The sequence below is a fragment of the Streptomyces sp. NPDC059454 genome (assembly GCF_042749965.1).
Taxonomy (GTDB): Bacteria; Actinomycetota; Actinomycetes; order Streptomycetales; family Streptomycetaceae; genus Streptomyces.
Window position 1 is genome coordinate 110,604 of sequence record NZ_JBHYVC010000001.1, and the last position, 17,258, is coordinate 127,861.

General features: G+C 72.5%; 17 protein-coding genes and 1 pseudogene. 7 read left to right on the forward strand and 11 right to left on the reverse strand.

The genetic code is table 11. The annotated features are described in order from the left end of the window. Positions 1–175: 175 nt before the first annotated feature. The 4 genes and pseudogenes from ACFXAE_RS00525 to ACFXAE_RS00540 all read right to left on the reverse strand — a co-directional run bounded on the left by ACFXAE_RS00525 (position 176) and on the right by ACFXAE_RS00540 (position 3,013). Positions 176–322, reverse strand: a complete 147-nt coding sequence (locus tag ACFXAE_RS00525) for a hypothetical protein (RefSeq protein WP_384706135.1) — start codon at positions 320–322, stop codon at positions 176–178. Between the two features lie 118 nt (positions 323–440). Further along, positions 441–551 (reverse strand): annotated as a pseudogene (locus tag ACFXAE_RS00530) (transporter associated domain-containing protein); the annotation flags it as partial. Positions 552–653: 102 nt separating this feature from the next. After that, positions 654–1,679: a hemolysin family protein gene (locus tag ACFXAE_RS00535; protein ID WP_384706137.1), complete on the reverse strand. Its 1,026-nt coding sequence runs from the start codon at positions 1,677–1,679 to the stop codon at positions 654–656. Next, positions 1,676–3,013, reverse strand: coding sequence for a hemolysin family protein (locus ACFXAE_RS00540; RefSeq protein ID WP_384706139.1), 1,338 nt, complete (start codon positions 3,011–3,013; stop codon positions 1,676–1,678). Before ACFXAE_RS00540 ends, ACFXAE_RS00535 begins: the two co-directional genes overlap by 4 nt. Positions 3,014–4,309: 1,296 nt before the next feature. Between ACFXAE_RS00540 and ACFXAE_RS00545 the strand changes: the two genes are divergently transcribed. From ACFXAE_RS00545 to ACFXAE_RS00560, 4 genes are all read left to right on the forward strand, one after another. Beyond that, the gene (locus ACFXAE_RS00545) at positions 4,310–4,528 is read left to right on the forward strand and encodes a hypothetical protein (protein ID WP_384706141.1); all 219 of its coding nucleotides are present in this window, start codon (positions 4,310–4,312) and stop codon (positions 4,526–4,528) included. Positions 4,529–4,624: 96 nt separating this feature from the next. Then, the gene (locus tag ACFXAE_RS00550) at positions 4,625–5,629 is read left to right on the forward strand and encodes a sporulation protein (RefSeq protein WP_384706143.1); all 1,005 of its coding nucleotides are present in this window, start codon (positions 4,625–4,627) and stop codon (positions 5,627–5,629) included. A 153-nt stretch (positions 5,630–5,782) separates the two neighbouring features. Further along, positions 5,783–6,238, forward strand: coding sequence for a tellurite resistance TerB family protein (locus ACFXAE_RS00555; RefSeq protein ID WP_384706145.1), 456 nt, complete (start codon positions 5,783–5,785; stop codon positions 6,236–6,238). Positions 6,239–7,181: 943 nt separating this feature from the next. After that, positions 7,182–7,529 carry a hypothetical protein gene (locus ACFXAE_RS00560; protein WP_384706147.1) on the forward strand — a complete coding sequence of 116 codons (348 nt, stop codon included), beginning with the start codon at positions 7,182–7,184 and terminating at the stop codon, positions 7,527–7,529. Between the two features lie 17 nt (positions 7,530–7,546). On the opposite strand, the gene ACFXAE_RS00565 is transcribed toward ACFXAE_RS00560, so the two are convergent. Both ACFXAE_RS00565 and ACFXAE_RS00570 read right to left on the reverse strand, forming a co-directional pair. Continuing rightward, a complete protein-coding gene (locus ACFXAE_RS00565; RefSeq protein WP_384706149.1) occupies positions 7,547–8,479 on the reverse strand; it encodes a M56 family metallopeptidase in 933 nt (310 codons plus the stop codon). 6 nt (positions 8,480–8,485) lie between these two features. Next, positions 8,486–8,875: a BlaI/MecI/CopY family transcriptional regulator gene (locus ACFXAE_RS00570; protein WP_384706151.1), complete on the reverse strand. Its 390-nt coding sequence runs from the start codon at positions 8,873–8,875 to the stop codon at positions 8,486–8,488. A 586-nt stretch (positions 8,876–9,461) separates the two neighbouring features. Here ACFXAE_RS00570 and ACFXAE_RS00575 point away from each other — a divergent pair. Then, positions 9,462–10,037: a TerD family protein gene (locus tag ACFXAE_RS00575; protein WP_384706153.1), complete on the forward strand. Its 576-nt coding sequence runs from the start codon at positions 9,462–9,464 to the stop codon at positions 10,035–10,037. A 484-nt stretch (positions 10,038–10,521) separates the two neighbouring features. On the opposite strand, the gene ACFXAE_RS00580 is transcribed toward ACFXAE_RS00575, so the two are convergent. The 3 genes from ACFXAE_RS00580 to ACFXAE_RS00590 form a co-directional block, all read right to left on the reverse strand. Next, entirely contained in the window at positions 10,522–11,511 is a 990-nt protein-coding gene (locus ACFXAE_RS00580) for an NAD(P)-dependent alcohol dehydrogenase (protein WP_384706155.1), read from the reverse strand. A gap of 112 nt (positions 11,512–11,623) precedes the next feature. Then, on the reverse strand, positions 11,624–12,319 hold the full coding sequence (locus ACFXAE_RS00585; RefSeq protein WP_384706157.1) for a TetR/AcrR family transcriptional regulator: 696 nt from the start codon (positions 12,317–12,319) through the stop codon (positions 11,624–11,626). Between the two features lie 41 nt (positions 12,320–12,360). Continuing rightward, positions 12,361–12,768 carry a VOC family protein gene (locus tag ACFXAE_RS00590; RefSeq protein ID WP_384706159.1) on the reverse strand — a complete coding sequence of 136 codons (408 nt, stop codon included), beginning with the start codon at positions 12,766–12,768 and terminating at the stop codon, positions 12,361–12,363. A 197-nt stretch (positions 12,769–12,965) separates the two neighbouring features. Between ACFXAE_RS00590 and ACFXAE_RS00595 the strand changes: the two genes are divergently transcribed. Then, positions 12,966–13,253 carry a zinc-ribbon domain-containing protein gene (locus tag ACFXAE_RS00595; protein ID WP_384706161.1) on the forward strand — a complete coding sequence of 96 codons (288 nt, stop codon included), beginning with the start codon at positions 12,966–12,968 and terminating at the stop codon, positions 13,251–13,253. On the opposite strand, the gene ACFXAE_RS00600 is transcribed toward ACFXAE_RS00595, so the two are convergent. Further along, entirely contained in the window at positions 13,250–13,957 is a 708-nt protein-coding gene (locus ACFXAE_RS00600; RefSeq protein WP_384706439.1) for a TIGR03943 family putative permease subunit, read from the reverse strand. The two genes, ACFXAE_RS00595 and ACFXAE_RS00600, sit on opposite strands and share 4 nt — an antisense overlap. A gap of 8 nt (positions 13,958–13,965) precedes the next feature. Next, entirely contained in the window at positions 13,966–14,937 is a 972-nt protein-coding gene (locus ACFXAE_RS00605) for a permease (RefSeq protein WP_384706440.1), read from the reverse strand. A gap of 267 nt (positions 14,938–15,204) precedes the next feature. On the opposite strand from ACFXAE_RS00605, the gene ACFXAE_RS00610 reads away from it, so the two are divergent. Then, positions 15,205–17,109, forward strand: a complete 1,905-nt coding sequence (locus tag ACFXAE_RS00610; protein WP_384706442.1) for an NAD-binding protein — start codon at positions 15,205–15,207, stop codon at positions 17,107–17,109. The last annotated feature ends 149 nt before the right edge of the window (positions 17,110–17,258 follow it).

The following is a 17,258-nucleotide window of genomic DNA, read 5'->3' on the forward strand; positions in this document are numbered from 1 at the left end:
TGCCCAAGCGGTACCGGGCAAGCGTGGCGGCTCCGTCCGTACGGACGTGCACGAGCGTCCCGGGGGAACCCGGGGCGCTCGGAAGAAGGGCGCCGGCCAGGCCGTTCGGGTCCGGAAGGCGCTGGTCAGCAGGCCGTCCGGGACCGGAGGGAGCGGGTCAGCAGACCGTCCGGGCTCACCACGCCGGTAAGCCTTCCGGCGTCGTCGCGGGCCTGCTCCATCCGTGCCGTACGGCGGCGGCCGGCACGAATCCGACCGCGGCGAAGAAGCCGCTGCCGATCGGCGGCAGGACGGTGACGAAGAGCGCCGTCGGGACACACATGCCCGCGTCTCCGCCTTCCCGGCCGTCCTCTCGACACGAAGCCGTTCCGGTAGTGCCGGTCAAGAGTCCGTAGGTCGATCACCACGTCGCCACCCTCGGGAAGCCTCGCCGCGAAGCGGTCACCGACGGCCGGCAAGCGGCCGCGCAGGTCGACGGTCAGGCCGACCACGGTGTCGAAGTCCTCCTCCTCGGGCAGCTCGATGCCGGTGACCTCGGCGACCCAGTCCAGGCGGCGGCCGGCCGTCGTGTGCCGCCGCTCGACCTCACCACGTGGTCACGCAAGCCGAACCAGGTCGCCCCGTGCGGGGGCGCGCACGGGGCGGCCCGGCGGTCACGCGGTGGCCGGAGCCGCCGGTCCGACCAGTTCGGACAGTACGTCCTCCATGGTCACAAAGCCGATGACCGTGCCGCTCTCCCCGACCACGGCGGCCAGATGACTGCCCTCGGCACGCAGGGCGGTGAGGGTGTCGTCCAGCGGCGTGTCGATGCGCACCCGGGTGACCTTGTGCAGCGCGGTGCGCGGGAACGGCCGGTCGCGGTCGGCCAGGCCGAGGGTGTCCTTGATGTGCAGGTAGCCCAGGACGACGCCGTCAGGGCCGGTGACCGGGAACCGGGAGAAGCCCGCCTCCGCCGCCAGCCGTTCCAGCCGGGCCGGGGTGACCGTGTCGTCGACGGTGCGCATCCGCTGCGCCGGGACGAGGATCTCGCCCACTGGCCGGGTGCCCAGCTCCAGCGCGTCGCGCAGCCGCTCGCCGTCGGCGGGGCCGAGCAGCCCGGCCTCGCTGGAGTCCACGACCATGCGGACGAGCTGGTCGTCGGTGTAGACCGACCCGACCTCGTCCTTCGGCTCCACACGCAGCAGCTTCAGCAGGACGTTGGCGAAGGCGTTGACGCCGAAGACGAACGGCCTCAGCGCCCGGGTCAGCGCCACCAAGGGCGGGCCCAGCAGGAGGGCACTGGGCACGGGCGCGGCGAGCGCGATGTTCTTGGGCACCATCTCGCCGATCAGCATGTGCAGATACGTGGCGAGGGTCAGGGCGATGACGAACGCGACCGGGTGCACCAGACCGTGCGGGAGGTGCACCGCCTCGAAGCCGGGCTCCATCAGGTGCGCGATGGCGGGCTCGGCGACCGCACCCAGCACCAGCGAGGAGACGGTGATGCCGAGCTGGGCGGTGGCCATCATCGCCGAGAGGTGTTCCAGTGCCCACAGGGTCATCCGGGCCCGCTTGTCGCCCGCCTGGGCGCGCGGTTCGATCTGGCTGCGGCGCACCGAGATCAGGGCGAACTCGGCGCCGACGAAGAACGCGTTGGTCAGCAGGGTCAGGGCGCCGATGGCGAGCTGCAGCGCGGTCATCGGGCCTCCTCCACGAGCTGGGCGGGCGATGCGGCGGCCGGCTCGGTGATGCGTATCCGGTCGGCGCGGTGGTGATCGACCTCCAGCACCTCGAGTCGCCAGCCGTCGAGGTGCACGACGTCCCCCTTGGTCGGGATGCGGGACAGACGGGTGGCGACCAGCCCGGCGACCGTCTCGTACGGTCCCTCCGGCGCGGTGAGCCCCACACCCGTGAGCCGGTCGAGACGGAGACTGCCGTCCGCCTCCCACACCGCGCGCCCGTCCCGGCCCGCAGGGGCGGGGATCAGGTCGGGCACCTCCAAGGGGTCGTGCTCGTCGCGGACCTCACCGACCACCTCCTCGACGATGTCCTCCACGGTGGCCACGCCCGCCGTGCCGCCGTACTCGTCGATGACCACGGCCATGGTGCGGTGCGCGCGCATCCGTTCCAGCAGCCGGTCGGCGGTGAGGCTGTCGGGCACCAGCAAGGGCGCCGCGGTCAGTTCCGTGACCTGCGTGGCGGCCCGCTTCTCCGGCTCCAGGGCGAGTACGTCCCGGATGTGGACGGTGCCGACCACCTCGTCCAGGCTGTCGCGGTAGACGGGAAAGCGGGACAGCCCGGTCGCGTGAGAGAGGTTGGCCGCGTCGGCGGCCGTCGCGTGGACCTCCAGGGCCTTGACGTCGACTCTCGGCGTCATCACGTTCTCGGCGGTCAGCTCACTCAGGTGCAGGGTCCGTACGAACAGCTCCGCGGAGTCCGCCTCCAGGGCGCCCTCGGCGGCCGAGTGCCGGGCCAGCGCGCCCAGCTCCTCGGCTGTGCGGGCAGAGGCCAGCTCCTCGGCGGGCTCCAGCCCGAAGCGCCGCACGAAACGGTTCGCGGTGCCGTTCAGGTGCCCGATGAACGGGCCGAACGCGGCCGTGAAGGCGCGCTGCGGACCGGCGACCACCTTGGCGACCGCCAGCGGCCGGGAGATCGCCCAGTTCTTCGGCACCAGCTCGCCCACCACCATCAGCACAACCGTGGAGACGACCACACCGAGCACGGTCGCCACCGACGGGGCGGCAGCGCCCAGGCCGATCACCCGCAGCGGTCCGCGCAGCAGCGCCGCGAGGGACGGCTCGGCGAGCATGCCGATCACCAGCGAAGTGACGGTGATGCCCAGCTGGGCGCCGGAGAGCTGCAGCGTGAGACGTCGTACGGCCTTCAGCGCACTGTCCGCGCCGCGCTCGCCGGCCTCGGCGGCGCGCTCCAGTTCGGCGCGCTCGACGGTGGTCAGGGAGAACTCGGCCGCGACGAACACCGCGCAGGCCAGTGTGAGGAAGAGGGCCAGCAGGAGCAGCAGGATCTCGGTCACCGTGCCACCCCCGCTCCCTCGATCGCGAGAGGCCGGCGGGGAAGGGCACGGCTGGTACTGGGAGGCTCACCCATCGGGGGTACGTCGCTCCTTCTCGAAACACACGTGGACAGTGGGTGGAAACAGGATTGCCTGCCTCTACACCAACTGTAAAGGAGCCACAGAACACGTCACCCGCTCCTCGCGGGAAGGCCACGGACGGGGGGCCGCCGGGCAGGAGCACGGCCCCCTCGCGCCGCCAGGTCAAGGCGGGTCCGGGCGGGCAACAGGTCCACCTGGCTGCCCTTCGGAGGCTGGTCGACCCTGTCGGCGCCCGCTTCGAGTCATCACACCGGCGGTCTCTCGTACCGGACCGAGACCTGGCCGCCTGAAGGCGCTGCGGCTCGGGTCGCGAGCGGTGGGTGCCGAAAGACCCGTGGCAGCGGCCCGGACCGCTGATCCGGGCCGACACCTGACGCGCAGCCGATGGGGTTGATGCGGAGGGACGTCGACGAGATCCTGCTGCCCGGAGTGGTCCTGCGCCATGAGCTCGCCCACCGCGACGGCGACCGCGTCGGGATCGTCGCCCGGCGCTCCGGGAGCTTCGAGCTGATGGTGCACACGAGCGACGATCCGGACGGTAGCCCGGCCGGTAGCCCGGTTCACCAGCGAGGAAGCCGACACCGTCGCGGAGATCCTGGGCACCCCGCGTATCGCCGGGCGGTTCGCCGACCCGACCCGGGAGGTACCGGGCCTGAGCGCAGGACAGATCCGGATCGGCCCCGGTATCCCGTACGCCGGCCGTGCTCCGGGCGACACCCGGGCCCGCACGAGTGCCCCGGTCGTGGCCGTCGTGCGCGGCGAGGAGGTCATCGCCTCGCCCGGGGCGGCCCCTCCCCTGCGGGCCGGGGACGTCCTGGTGGTCGCCGGCGCCCGCGAGGGCCTCGCGGGCGTCCGGTGCGCCGTTGAAGGCTGGCCGTCGCACACGCCGACGGCCCTGCCGCTGGAGCCGGGGATCGCCCTTGCCGCGCTCGGCGTGCTCGGCGCCCTCGCCCGGCGCTTCCCCCTCTCGCCCATGCCGCCTCCCCAGCGGCCTGCAACCACCGGACGGAACCGCCGGCCCACAGGCTTCGGACACACCCCCCGCAGCAGGCAGCGAGCTCGTCACCGCGTTCGGCCTCGCAAGAGCCCCTTTTCGGCCTTTCCCTGCGCGCCCACGCCGACCGTGCCCCTCCCGGCCTGCGGCAGCCCTATGCTTCTACTCTCTTGTAGAAGGCCCGCGGCAGGGCCGGGCCTCGCACACGGAAGAGGACACGCATGGCTTCGATCGACCTGGACAAGGTGCTGGACAAGGCATGGGCGGACAAGAGCCTGCCCGAGATCCTGGCCGCTCCGGTGGGGGCCCTCAAGGGCGTCTCCGACCGTGACGGCGAGCTGCTTCAGGAGGCGTTCGGGGTCAAGACCGTATCCGACCTGGCCGAGTTGAAGTACGTCCGCTGGGCGCAGGCCCTCGCCGCGCTGGACGCGGGCAAGTAGCCCGCCCCGCGCACAACCGTGGTGCCGCGCGCCCGCCCCGGCACGTGGCACCGCACCCGAACGAGACACACGCACGCATAAGGAGCGGACGCCGCCATGGTGTTCAAACGACTGCTCGGATCACTCGGCGTGGGCGGGCCCACCGTCGACACGGTCCTCGACCCGGGAGCCACCCGTCCCGGCGGCACGCTGACCGGACAGGTCCATCTCAAGGGCGGGGACGCCGACTTCGACATCGAGCACATCACCCTGGAGCTCGTGGCCCGGGTCGAGGCCGAGCACGGCGAGGGCGAGAGCGAGGGCGTCGTCGCCTTCGAGCGGTTCACCGTCGGCGGCGGCTTCCGGCTCGGCGCGGGACAGCGACACGACGTCCCCTTCACGGTGACGCTTCCGTGGGAGACACCGATCACCGAGCTGTACGGGCAGGGCCTCGGCATCGTCCTCGGCGTGCGCACCGAGCTGGCGGTGGCCGGCGCCAAGGACAAGGGCGACCTGGACCAGCTGGGCGTCGCCCCGCTGCCCGCGCAGGAGGCGATCCTGGAAGCCCTCGGCCAGTTGGGTTTCGGTTTCAAGTCCGCGGACCTGGAGTACGGGCACATCGGCGGCACCGGCCAGCAACTGCCCTTCCACCAGGAGATCGAACTCACTCCGGCGCCGCAGTACGCCCACCAGGTCAACGAGATCGAGGTGACCTTCCTGGCCAACCCGGGCGGCATCGAGGTCATCCTGGAAGCCGACAGGCGCGGCGGCTTCCTCTCCGGTGGCCATGACGCGTCGACCTGCTTCACCGTCGGCCATCACGACTCCCGCGACTGGAACACCGAAGTCGACTTCTGGATCCGCCGGTTGATCGAGCATCGGGCGTCGCACGGATCCCACGGCGGCTACGGTCACGGTGCCCCGTACGCCGGGCACGGACACGGCGACCACCACGGACACGGCGATCACCACGACCACCACCGTTCCGGCCCCGGCATGGGCACCGTCGTCGCCGCGGGCGCCGCCGGACTCGCGGTCGGTGTCGTCGGCGGCATGGTCGCGGCCGAAGTCGTGGACGAGGTCGGCGACTTCCTCGAGGGTGACGAGGAGGACGAGGGCTGACACCAGGACCCGGCAGACGGTAAAGGACGCGCCAGCAGGGGGCGGTCAGAGGCACTCCTCCACCCCCTGCCGATAACTTCTACAGTAATGTAGAAGAAAGGTTGTCCGGAGCATCCCGGCCCGGGCATCCTCCCGACCCCGTACGGAGTTCTCATGGCCCTGTGGGACCGCTTCAAAGAGTCCGCATCGACGATGCAGACCCAGCTCATGGCGAAGAAGAACGACCTGAAGAGCGGCGCCTTCCGCGACGCGAGCATGGCGATGTGCGCGCTCGTCGCCGCCGCCGACGGCACCGTCGACCCGGCCGAGCGGCAGCGCGTGGCCCAGCTCATCGCCACCAACGAGGTGCTGCGGAACTTCCCCGCCGACGACCTGCGCCGCCGCTTCGAGGAGAACCTCGACAAGCTCACCACCGACTTCGGCTTCGGCAGGGTGAGCGTCCTGCAGGAGATCGCCAAGGCGAAGAAGAAGCCCGCCGAAGCGCGGGCGGTCATCCAGATCGGCGTCGTCATCGGCGGCGCCGACGGCGACTTCGACAAGGACGAGCAGGCCGTGGTCCGCGAGGCGTGCTACGCCCTCGACCTGCCGCCCCACGAGTTCGACCTCTGACCGATCCGGGCCGTGCGGCGGGCCGACGCCTTCGCGGTGCCGGCCCGCCGCGAACACGGCGACAACCGGAGCAGGAATGCCGGACGCCGGCCGACCCGCGAGGCGGAGCTCACTGCGGCATCTGCGCACGGCCGCGGTCCTGGCCAGTGCCGGGATGCCGGTCGGCATCGTGCTCTCCGGCCTGCCCGGGGAACCGATCCCGCTGCCGTTCAGCGCCGGACACCACCAGGACCGGCGCACGGGCACCGCGACCGTCACAGACGAGGCCGAAACCGTCTTCCGTCTGGTGGAAGGGGCGGGACTCCCATCGAGAACGCGGTCCTCTGCACCCACCGCGACGAGGATCCCGACGGGTTTGTGGGGACGCAGGGCGGCTACCGCGGCAAGCTGACCTTCGAGGACCGGCGGACCGGGCGGCGACGCGGTCACCGTGTCCGATCCCGGCAGCGTCCATCCCGGCGGTGCGATCGAGGTGTTCTCCGGCACGGATGCCGCCCGCACCCGCGCCGCATGCCCGCGGGCCTCCGCGTTCCCCTCACCGGCCCCTACCGAGCACGCCCGCCTCAAGGGGCGATTTGTGCTGCGCCTGTCCCTGTATCCGACCGAGAACGCGGCCGACCGACGCCTATGCCGCTCCCCTCGACGCCGCGGAGGTCGTCCGGCTGGCTCCCGGGAGGAACACGGCGGACACCTGACGGGATGCCGAGCCGGCTGGAGCGGCCGCCGCGAGCGCTCACACCGTCGCTGAGGCCCACTTCTCCGCCCGGGTCCGTCGTCCGTTGCGCTCGAACGTCCAGTGCCCTGTCCGCCGAACGGCTGGAATCCGCCTTCACGCTGAGACAAGGGCCGATGGGGCGAAAGCCTCACCCTGCCGGCGCCTGCGCAGCCGTGATTTCCCTTGATCGGCACGCATGCGGGACCCGGAAGCCGTGGAGGATCGAGCGTGAGCAGCAGCGACGACGTCCGGACGGCAGCCGGGGAACCGACGCCAACGGCAGCGGGGCGGAACCGGGCTGCAAAGATCAGCGCGTTCCTCGCGCTGGGCGAAGTCGCGTTCCTCGCCGACTTCGCCACCGGCATCGCCTGGATCAACCCTGGCATTTTCGTCGGCCTGGCCATGCTGTGCGCTCTGATCGCCGTCCCCGCCGGGCACGTGGGCCGGTTCCGGAGCCGACGGACGGGCGGGACGGGCGCGGGCCGGCTCTGGCGGGCTGGCTGGTGCTGTGCGTCCGTCCGCCCGCGCTGCTGGCCTTCGTGGGGGCTCGTCACCGGACTCGCCGTCCTCACCTGACACCCCACCCGCCCGGGTCAAAGGGGCGTGGCCGCGTGCAGGATGAGGACCATCGTCACGGCGGAGTTCGCGGAGGACATCGCCGACACCACGGCTCCCACCGCCGCGCCCCACGTCGCGACGCCCACCGACGTGAACAGCGACGGCCAGTTGCGCACTGTCGGAGCGGGTCCGAGCAAGGCCGCCACCCGCCGCGGCACCGGGCCCGCCGCAGCCAAGCCGGCCAAGGTCGCCACCGGAGTGCCGCGAGACACCAGTGCCGCCTTGCCGATCGCCCGGGCCACGGTACGGCGGCTGCCGACCGCTTGGGCCGCGTCCTCGTCCGCCCACCGCTCCGCCGTGTACGCCACCGCCGTACGCAACGGACGCAGGAACGGGTTGGCCCGCGCGGCCAGCTGGGCCGCGAGGAGGAAGCGGTGGTGGCGGGCTGTCAGGTGGGCCCGCTCATGGGCGAACAGCGCCCGGCGCTCGGCCGGTTCGAGGCAGTCCAGCATGGCCGTGGTCACCACCACGCGATCCCGCCGGCCGCCCGGCAACGCGTAGGCGTAGGGAACGTCATCCGGAAGGACGGCCGCCTCCGTCTCCCGCAGCCCGGCCAGCGCCCGGTGGGCACGACGGCGTACCCGCCCGTGCCGCCACATCGTCCTTCCACACGCCACCAGCACCACGACGAGCGCGGGAATCGCCGCCTTGCCGACGACCTCGTCGTAAGGGACCGCCTCACGCACCTCGGGGTCCGACCAGCCGTCCGGCAGCGGGTTACCGGGCAGTTGAGCGGTGCCGACCACCATCACCAGGCCGAGGCACAGCGTGCTGCAGGCAGCCATCAAAGCCGCCACGCCGGTCAGCAATCGAGTCGCGGTCCGCGGATGCAGATGCTGCTCGGCGAGGCGCGCGATCGGCCACGCCGTCAAGGGCAGCACCAGCGGCAGAAAGACGAACACCCCCATGAGGCTTCAGTCTTCCCCTTCATTCCGCGACTGGCCCAGCAGTTCCCGCAGCAGTCGCTCGTCGTCTGGCCCCAGGCCGGTGACGAAGCTGGCCAGCACCGCCTCCCGGTCGCTCTCGGAGTCCAGCACCCGGCGCATCCGGTGAGCGGCCAGACCCGCCTGGTCGGACGCGGACGTCCAGGCGAAGGACCGGCCCACGCGCTCCCGCGTGACCGCTCCCTTGGCCAGCAGCCGGGTCAGGATGGTGATGACGGTCGTATAGGCGAGGCCGCCGCCCAGGCGCTCCTGCACCCACCCGGCCGTCGCCGGGCCGTCCGCCTCCCGCAGCGCCGCCAGGACCAGCGCCTCCAGCTCACCCTGCCCCCGCCGTCGGGGACGCTGCCACTGCTCAGCCACGCCCTGTCTCCCTTCCGCCGCCGTCCGTCTCCCGCGCAGACATCGTATAGACGCCCCAGGAACCCCATGCCGCCCGACGAGACCGGACACCCTCACAAAGATCTCTACAAAATTGCAGAAGTTACGTCGTCCCGGGACACGCCCACAGACAAGCAGGACCACCGAAAGGAGCGTCGGGAACACGGGCGTCACCGCATGGCCGGCACCAGGACTCCCCGCCGGAGCGATCGCCAAGGCCATCCCGCCCGACCGCGACCCGGGCGGCCGCATCGGCACAACGTCCACCGGCATCGCCGGCGCCTTCGCGGGCGGCCGGCCGTCGGCGCACTTCCTCGACCGGTCGGTCCGGCGGGAGTTCTTCGATGCCGCGTCCCGGGGCTCGGCCGTCGCGGGTGCACTCACACCGCCGATCACCCATCACCTGCCCTTCGACAGTTCACGGAACCGACGCGGGGCGACACGCGGCCGAACCGAACCCGGAGTGCGGCCGCACCCCCTCCCACATTATCTACAGTCGTGTAGATTCATTGAGGCCGGCCCGTGCTCCGCGCGGGCCTCGACCGCAACTGCCGAGAAGGAGTACGCAGTGGGAGTTTCCCTGTCCAAGGGCGGCAACGTCTCGCTCAGCAAGGAGGCACCGGGCCTGACCGCCGTCCTCGTCGGTCTGGGCTGGGACGTCCGTACGACCACCGGCACCGACTACGACCTCGACGCCTCCGCCCTGCTCCTCGACACGTCCGGCAAGGTCCTGTCGGATCAGCACTTCGTCTTCTACAACAACCTCAAGAGCCCTGACGGTTCGGTGGAGCACACCGGTGACAACCTCACCGGTGAGGGCGAGGGCGACGACGAAGTCGTCAAGGTGAACCTCGCGGCCGTACCCGTTGAGGTCGACAGGATCGTGTTCCCGGTGTCCATCCACGACGCCGAGAACCGCGGCCAGAGCTTCGGCCAGGTCCGCAACGCCTTCATCCGTGTCGTCAACCAGGCCGGCGGCGCCGAGATCGCCCGCTACGACCTGTCCGAGGACGCCTCCACCGAGACCGCGATGGTCTTCGGAGAGCTCTACCGCAATGGCGCCGAGTGGAAGTTCCGCGCCGTCGGGCAGGGCTACGCCTCGGGCCTGGCCGGGATCGCCGCCGACTTCGGCGTGGGTGTCTGACACCCCTCGGAGGCGGCGCCGGGCCGACTCCCTCCGGGGGCAGGCCCGGCGCCGCCTCCGCGCTGCTCCGAGACCGACATCGAAGCCTCCCACCCCTCAGGAGACCATGTGGCCGACCCACCGCGCCTTCGCCCGGAGGACAGGACGGACTTCGAAGCGGTGCGGCACCTGGCACTCGGCGCTGCGGACATGCAGGAGGAACAGAGGGCCGATCCCACCACCCGTCTGCGCCTGCTCGCACTCGGGAACGCCGACAGGACAACCGCTGCGGCACGCGCGGGACACGGCACGTACCTCACCTTGCGCACGTCGGCACAGCCCGACCCGCCGCCACGCCCCGCCGCCCACAGCCTGCTGCCCGCCCTGACGGTCGACGCCGTGGCCGGGGCCGTCCCGCCCGAGCCGTGGAGTGATCCACCCCCGGACCCCCGTGCGACACGGCTCGGACGACGGCGGGAAACGGTGTGGACCCGCGCGGCGGCCGTCACCCCACCGTCAGTACGACCTTGCCGCGGGCGTGCCCCCCTTCCAGCAGGCGCATGCCCTCGGCCGCCTCCGCCAGCGGGTACGTCCGGCCGATCACCGGGGTGAGACGGCCGGACTCGACGAGGGCGGTGACGGCCGAGAGGTCCTCGTGGGCCGGGCCGGACGGGACCGCCGGGAGGATGACCCGGAGCCGCTGCCGGGCGACCGCGCCGGCCGCGAGCAGTTTCAGCGTGGCTCCCATCGCGCCGAACACCCGACCGGGCGAACCGCCGGCGTTGCCCACCAGCGTGCCCGTCGGGGTGAGCGCCCGGCGCAGGCGGGTCAGCGGGTGGTTGCCCACGTTGTCCAGGATGACGTCGTAGCGTGCGCGGGTGCCGGTGAAGTCCTCGCGGGTGTAGTCGATGACGTGCGCGGCGCCCAGTGAGCGCACCAGGTCGGTGTTGCGAGGGCTGCACACGCCCGTGACCTCGGCGCCCAGAGCCGTGGCCAACTGCACGGCGAACGTGCCCACTCCGCCGCCGGCCCCGTTGACCAGTACCCGCTGTCCCGCCCGCACCCGTCCCACGGTCCGGATGCCGCGCAGGGCCGTCACCGCCGCCACCGGGACGGCCGCGGCCTGCTCGAAGGTCAGGTGCGCGGGCTTGGGCACCAGCAGGTCCGGGGTGGTGCTCGCGTACTCGGCGAAGGAGCCCGGGCAGAAGCCCAGCACCTCGTCGCCGGGCCGGAGCCCGCGCACACCGGCGCCGACCGCCTCGATCCGGCCGGCCGCGTCGAGCCCGGCCACCCGTGACTTCGGGCGGATCAGCCCCACACCCGGTGTCAGCCGGGCCGCGTACGGGTCGCCGCGCAGCATGTGCCAGTCGTAGGGGTTGAGCGCGGCGGCGTGCACCCGCACCAGTACCTGGCCGGCCCCGGGCTCGGGGCGGTCGACGTCCGCCAGTTCCAGGACGTCCGGCGGGCCGAAGCGGTCCTGGACGATCGCCTTCATCCGGATCTCCCCCTCATTGGTGTACGGCGTACACCCACCATCATGGGTGTACGCCGTACACCTGGCAAGAGCCGGGAAGGGACGACGCGGCAGCCGGGCCGGCCGTCCGCCGTCAGCGCAGCAGCCGGGCCAGACCGTCCAGCGTCAGATCCAGGGCGAACTCGAACTCGTACTGGTCGTCGCAGCCGGAGCCGACGACGGACTCCTCGTCGTGGACGACCGCCATCGCGAGTTCGGTGATGTGGGGATAGCGCGCGGCCATCTCCTCGGGCGACGGCGCGTCCGGGTCCGGCTCACGGCCGGGGCTGTCGTGGAACAGCTCCTGGGAGAAGCCCAGCAGCCGGCTGCCCATGACGTGCATCGCGTGATGGACCAGGTCGAGCGGGAAGCCTCCGCCCCGGAAGATCCCGATCATCGAGTCCAGGTACGCCATCACCGCGGGGGTCGGCGCGGCCCGCGCCTTCATCCGCGCCTCGATGACCCCGGACGCCCACGGGTGACGCAGCAGCATGCGGCGGGCGGACAGCACCCGCAGCCGGACGGCGGTCTTCCAGTCGGTGTCCTCGGCCGGTGGGTCGATCTCACCGACGAGGACGTCGATCATGCCGTCCAGCAGCTCGTTCTTGTTGGCCACGTGCTTGTACAGCGCCATCGGGACGACGCCGAGCACCTGCGCCAGCTTCCGCATGCTGAGCGCGTCGGCCCCGCCCTCGTCGGCCAGGGCGACGGCGGCGGACAGCACCCGCGCCCGGCTCAGGGGGGCGCGGGTCCGGCGGACGGCGTCGGTCTGCCCGGTGATCTCCACCATCCCCTCCCGTACGGACCGGCTCCGGGTGTACGGCGTCCACCCTAGGCGCCCGTGCCCGCCCCCGCCCCGTCGGGGGCCGCCCACTCGACGAACCGGACGACGATCCCGTTGGGGTCGGTGACCTGGAAGAGCGTCTCGCCCCACGGTTCCTTGCGCAGCGGCATGGTGATGGCCAGGCCCCGCTCCCGCAGCCGCCGTTCCTCGCCCTCGATGCCGGTGACCGTGAAGGCCAGGACGATTCCGGCGGCGTGCCGGTCGCGCCGGTCCGCGGGCAGGACCTCGGTGCCCCGCCGCAGCAGGACGATGTCGACGGCCGCGTCGCCCCGGGTCAGCGAGGCGAACCCGTCGTCGGCGGCGAGCTCCTTGTAGCCGAGGTGGGTGGTGAAGAACTGCCGCGAGGCGGTCACGTCGTCGACGGTGAGCGACACGGTGGAGACGGTGATCTGCACGGTTGTCTCTTCTCTCTCGGGGAGGGCGGGGGGACTGCCGCGTGACGACGCCCGTATCGCCGCGATTCAGCATCCCGACACCGGGGGCTGGTGCGCTTGTGCGGGGTACGGCAGTGTTGTGGCCGGTCACGTTGCCGACCACGGTCACCGTCTGGTGTGGTGGTTCGGGGGACCGAGGCCCGGGAAGGATCGACGACATGATCATTTTTGGTACCAAGGGGTATCTGCACCAGCTCGCGATACTGACGCTGGTGTGCGCGCAGTGCGGGAATCCCGCCGCGCACACGCTCAGGAAGCGGGTCACCAAGTTCACCCTGTTCTTCGTGCCGCTGTTCCCGGTCTCGACGAAGTACGTCACGCAGTGCACCTTCTGCGGCGCCGAGCAGAAGGTGACCGCCGAACAGGCCGAGCAGCTCCAGGCGCAGGCGGTCGGCGGCGGACAGGGGTACGGGCAGCAGTCGCAGCAGCAGCCCTACCAGTCCTAGCCGTTCCACGCCTCGTCGTACGGGTCCTGCGGGACCGGGACCGGTTCGGCGTGGGTGACCTCGAAGTACGGGACCGGGCCGCCGTTGACGGGGTCCTCCGTACGGCGCGGGGTGTAGCGGCCGGTGACCTCCAGCCAGGTGTCCGGCTGCAGCACCGGAGGGATCCCGCCGGTGAGGGCGATCTTGACCGGCTGGGCGTCGGCGGCACAGCAGTTGAGGCCCATGCGGACCAGATACGGGGTGCCGGTGCCGTCCAGCGCCACGAAACCGGTGATGCGGATGGGGCGGTCGCGCAGGTGACGACCGTGGTCGTAGACCGCGCGGGCCGCGTACTCCCCGACCCCCAGGCGCAGGGGCCCCCGCTCGGGCAGCTCCGGATAACCGAGGGGTTTCTGCAGGGCCGTACCGGTGTGCGTGGCGCTGTAGGAGCCGAGGGCGGGCGGGGCGACCAGGATCAGGGCGAGGAGGGGGAGGGTGAGGAGCCACGACACACGGGGTTCCCGGTGCGACTCCTGCGCGTGCGGTCCGCGACGCCACGCGTACCGGACCGTCGCCGCCGCCGTCGCGATCAGTACCGCGCCCGACAGCAGGAGCAGCGGACGCAGACCCGCCTTGACGTACCGCAGGTGGAGGTCGGTCAGGCCGGTGTGCAGCACGGTCGCGCCGAGCAGGAACAGCAGGGCCGCCTGGGCCTGGTGGTTCAGGGCCGGCTTCACAGCAGAACCGCTCCCGCCAGGGCCGAGACGGCCACCGCCAGGGTGAAGGTCACGGGGGCGAAGCGCAGGGCGAAGGCGCGGCCGAACGTGCCCGCCTGCAGGGCGAAGAGCTTCAGGTCGACCATCGGTCCCACGACCAGGAAGGCCAGCCGGGCCGTCAGCGAGAACTGGGTGAGCGACGCCGCCACGAACGCGTCCGCCTCCGAGCAAATCGACAACAGCACCGCCAGGACGGCCAGGGCCAGCACCGACAGCACCGGGCTGCCGGCCGCCGCGCGCAGCCACTCCGCCGGGACCACCGCCTTCAGCGTGGCCGCCGCCATCGCGCCGACCACCAGGAAGCCGCCCGCGTGCATCACGTCGTGCCGTACCGAACCCCAGAACGCCGCACCCCCGCTCCGCCCGTCGTACGACGAACGAGCGGGCGGGCGCAGCCAGTCCGTGCGGCCGAGACGCTGCCACAGCCAGCCCATCGCGCACGCCACCAGCAGGCTCGCGACGAAACGGGCGAGGACCATCTCGGGGTCGTCGGGGAAGGCGACCGCCGTCGCCGTCAGCACGATCGGGTTGATCGCGGGGGCGGAGAGCAGGAACGTCAGGGCGGCCGCCGGCGCCACTCCCCTGCGCACCAGCGCGCCCGCCACCGGCACGGACGCGCACTCGCAGCCCGGCAGCACCGCCCCCGCCGCGCCCGCTACGGGTACGGCCAGCGCGGGGCGTCCCGGCAGGGCGCGGGCGAAGAACGACGGCGGGACGAACACCGCGATCGCCGCCGACAGCAGGACGCCGAGCACCAGGAAGGGCAGGGCCTGGAGGACCACCGCCACGAACACCGTCATCCAGCTCTGCATCACCGGCGCGGCCAGGGCGCGGCGGACGGGGTCCTGGAACATCACGGCCGTGAGGAGGACGAGGGTGAGGAGGAGGGGGGAGGTGAGGTGGTGGGACGCCTCGTCGCTCGTCTTCACCCCCTCGTGCGTCTTCTCCTCCCGGCCGTCGTCGGGTTCGGCGGTGCCGCGCGGGGACGGTTTCGTGATGGCCACGGGCCGGGTGCACCTCCGGTGGATACGCGCGCGAGAGAGCGGGGCCGCGCTCGGGTCCCTCCCCCTTGGTACGGAGGACGGGGCACGGCCGTTCAGACACGGCCTGGAACCACCCGCCACGATGAGGCAGTCTCTTCACCTGTGGTGAGCATCCTTCCCGGCCCGGCCCTGCCCGGCGATCCGTCCGCGCACATGGTGGTGTGCGGTGACGACGGGCTGGCGCACCGGCTCGCCGCCGAACTGCGCGGTGTGTACGGCGAGCAGGTGACCCTCGTCGTGCCGCCGGCCGGGCGTCGCGTGCGGCAGCCGATGGTGGGGCGGGCCCGCGCGGCCTCCGCGGCCCTGCTCGACCGGGTCGTGACCGCCGTCAACCGGGGCAACGGCGCCTCCTTTGACGGGCCGACGGGCTCCGGTTCCGGTTCCGGCGAACGGGTCGTGGAGGCCGCCGAGCCGACCGAGGCCGTGCTCGCCGAGGCCGGGGTGGAGCGCGCCGCCGCGCTGGCGCTGGTGTACGACGACGACGAGGCCAACATCCGTGCCGCCCTGACCGCCCGCCGGCTCAACCCCCGACTGCGGCTCGTCCTCCGGCTCTACAACCGGCGGCTGGGGCAGCACATCGAGGAACTCCTCGATCAGGCCTCCGCGTTGGCGGGCAGCGACGGTGCGCCGGAGCATGGCGGGGCCGGTGGGGCCGACAACGCCACGACCGTGCTGTCCGACGCCGACACGGCCGCGCCCGCGCTGGTCGCCACCGCACTCGTCGGCACCAGCAAGGTCGTCGACGCGGAGGGGCTGCTGTTGCGCGCGGTGGAGCGCCGGCCGCCGGGGCCCGGCGAGGTGGCCGACCCGGGACTGTGCACCCTCGCGCTGCTCTCCGCGACCAGCAACGACCCGGCCGGGGACGAGGGTTCGGAGGACAGCGGCGAGCAGGGTCCGCGATTGCTGCCCGACGCGGCGGCGGTGGCGGCGGCGACCGGGCGGGGGACGGTGGTGCTGGAGCAACTGTCCTACTCCGGGCCTTCGTTGCCGGCCGGGCGCGGCGGGCCGCCGTTCGCCTCGCTGTTCTCGCGACGGCTGCGGTGGTCGCTGGCGGGGTTGGTGGCGGCGGTGATCGCCCTCGCGGTCGCCCTGACCCTGGTGACCCGGGACAATCCGCTGCACGCCACGTACGTCACCCTGCTCGACCTCTTCGCGATCAACGAGCCCGCGCACCACCAGTCCACCGGACGGCAGGTACTGCAACTGCTGTCCATGCTGGTGGGGTTGCTGCTGCTGCCGGTGCTGCTGGCGGCGGTGCTGGAGGCGCTGGGGACGTTCCGCACGGCGTCGGCGCTGCGGAAGCCGCCGCGCGGACTGGGCGGGCACGTCGTGCTGCTCGGGCTGGGCAAGATCGGGACGCGAGTGCTGACGCGGCTGCGGGAGCTGCACATCCCGGTGGTGTGCGTCGAGGCCGATCCGGAGGCGCGGGGCCTGGCCGTGGCGCGGCGGTTGCGGGTGCCGGTGGTGCTGGGGGACGTCACGCAGGAGGGGGTGCTGGAGTCCGCGAAGATCCATCGTGCGGACGCGTTGCTGGCACTGACCAGTGCGGATACGACGAACCTGGAGGCGGTGCTGTACGCGCGGTCCGTACGGCCCGATCTGCGGGCGGTGCTGCGGCTGTACGACGACGACTTCGCGAAGGCGGTGTACCGGACGCTGCGGACCGCGCACCCCTCGGCGCTGACGCGGAGCCGGAGCGTTTCCCATCTGGCCGCGCCCGCGTTCGCCGGGGCGATGATGGGGCGGCAGATCCTGGGGGCGATTCCGGTGGAGCGGCGGGTGCTGCTGTTCGCGGCGGTCGTCGTGGGCGGGTATGCGCAGCTGGAGGGGCGGACGGTGGGCGAGGCGTTTCGGGCGGGGGCTTGGCGGGTGCTGGCGTTGGACACGGCGGGGTCCGCCTCCGGCGGGGAGGGGGTGCCCGGTTCCGGGCTGGTGTGGGACCTCCCCGATACGTACGTGCTGCGTGCCGAGGACCGGGTGGTGCTGGCCGCCACCCGGCGAGGGCTGGCGGAGTTGCTGGGGCGGCGGGCGCGGCCGCGGCCGCGGAGTGCGACGTGACGCGTGCCGCACGCCGCGTGCCGCGTGCCGCTGGGCGGAGGTGGGCTTCACTTGCCCGCGTTCGCGGGTGCGTGGGGCTGTCGCCGGGCGGGGTGGGCTTCGCTTGCCCGCGTTCGCGGGGTGCCGCTGCGCCCACCCGTGCCGCCCTG

Bases quoted from the DNA above. Each gene is read 5' to 3' on its own strand.
- ACFXAE_RS00555 (WP_384706145.1), top strand. From the start codon at position 5,783: ATGGCCCTGTGGGACCGCTTCAAAGAGTCCGCATCGACGATGCAGACC.
- ACFXAE_RS00550 (WP_384706143.1), top strand. From the start codon at position 4,625: ATGGTGTTCAAACGACTGCTCGGATCACTCGGCGTGGGCGGGCCCACC.
- ACFXAE_RS00545 (WP_384706141.1), top strand. From the start codon at position 4,310: ATGGCTTCGATCGACCTGGACAAGGTGCTGGACAAGGCATGGGCGGAC.
- ACFXAE_RS00565 (WP_384706149.1), bottom strand. From the start codon at position 8,479: ATGGGGGTGTTCGTCTTTCTGCCGCTGGTGCTGCCCTTGACGGCGTGG.
- ACFXAE_RS00535 (WP_384706137.1), bottom strand. From the start codon at position 1,679: ATGACCGCGCTGCAGCTCGCCATCGGCGCCCTGACCCTGCTGACCAAC.
- ACFXAE_RS00595 (WP_384706161.1), top strand. From the start codon at position 12,966: ATGATCATTTTTGGTACCAAGGGGTATCTGCACCAGCTCGCGATACTG.
- ACFXAE_RS00585 (WP_384706157.1), bottom strand. From the start codon at position 12,319: ATGGTGGAGATCACCGGGCAGACCGACGCCGTCCGCCGGACCCGCGCC.
- ACFXAE_RS00610 (WP_384706442.1), top strand. From the start codon at position 15,205: ATGGTGGTGTGCGGTGACGACGGGCTGGCGCACCGGCTCGCCGCCGAA.
- ACFXAE_RS00525 (WP_384706135.1), bottom strand. From the start codon at position 322: ATGTGTGTCCCGACGGCGCTCTTCGTCACCGTCCTGCCGCCGATCGGC.
- ACFXAE_RS00580 (WP_384706155.1), bottom strand. From the start codon at position 11,511: ATGAAGGCGATCGTCCAGGACCGCTTCGGCCCGCCGGACGTCCTGGAA.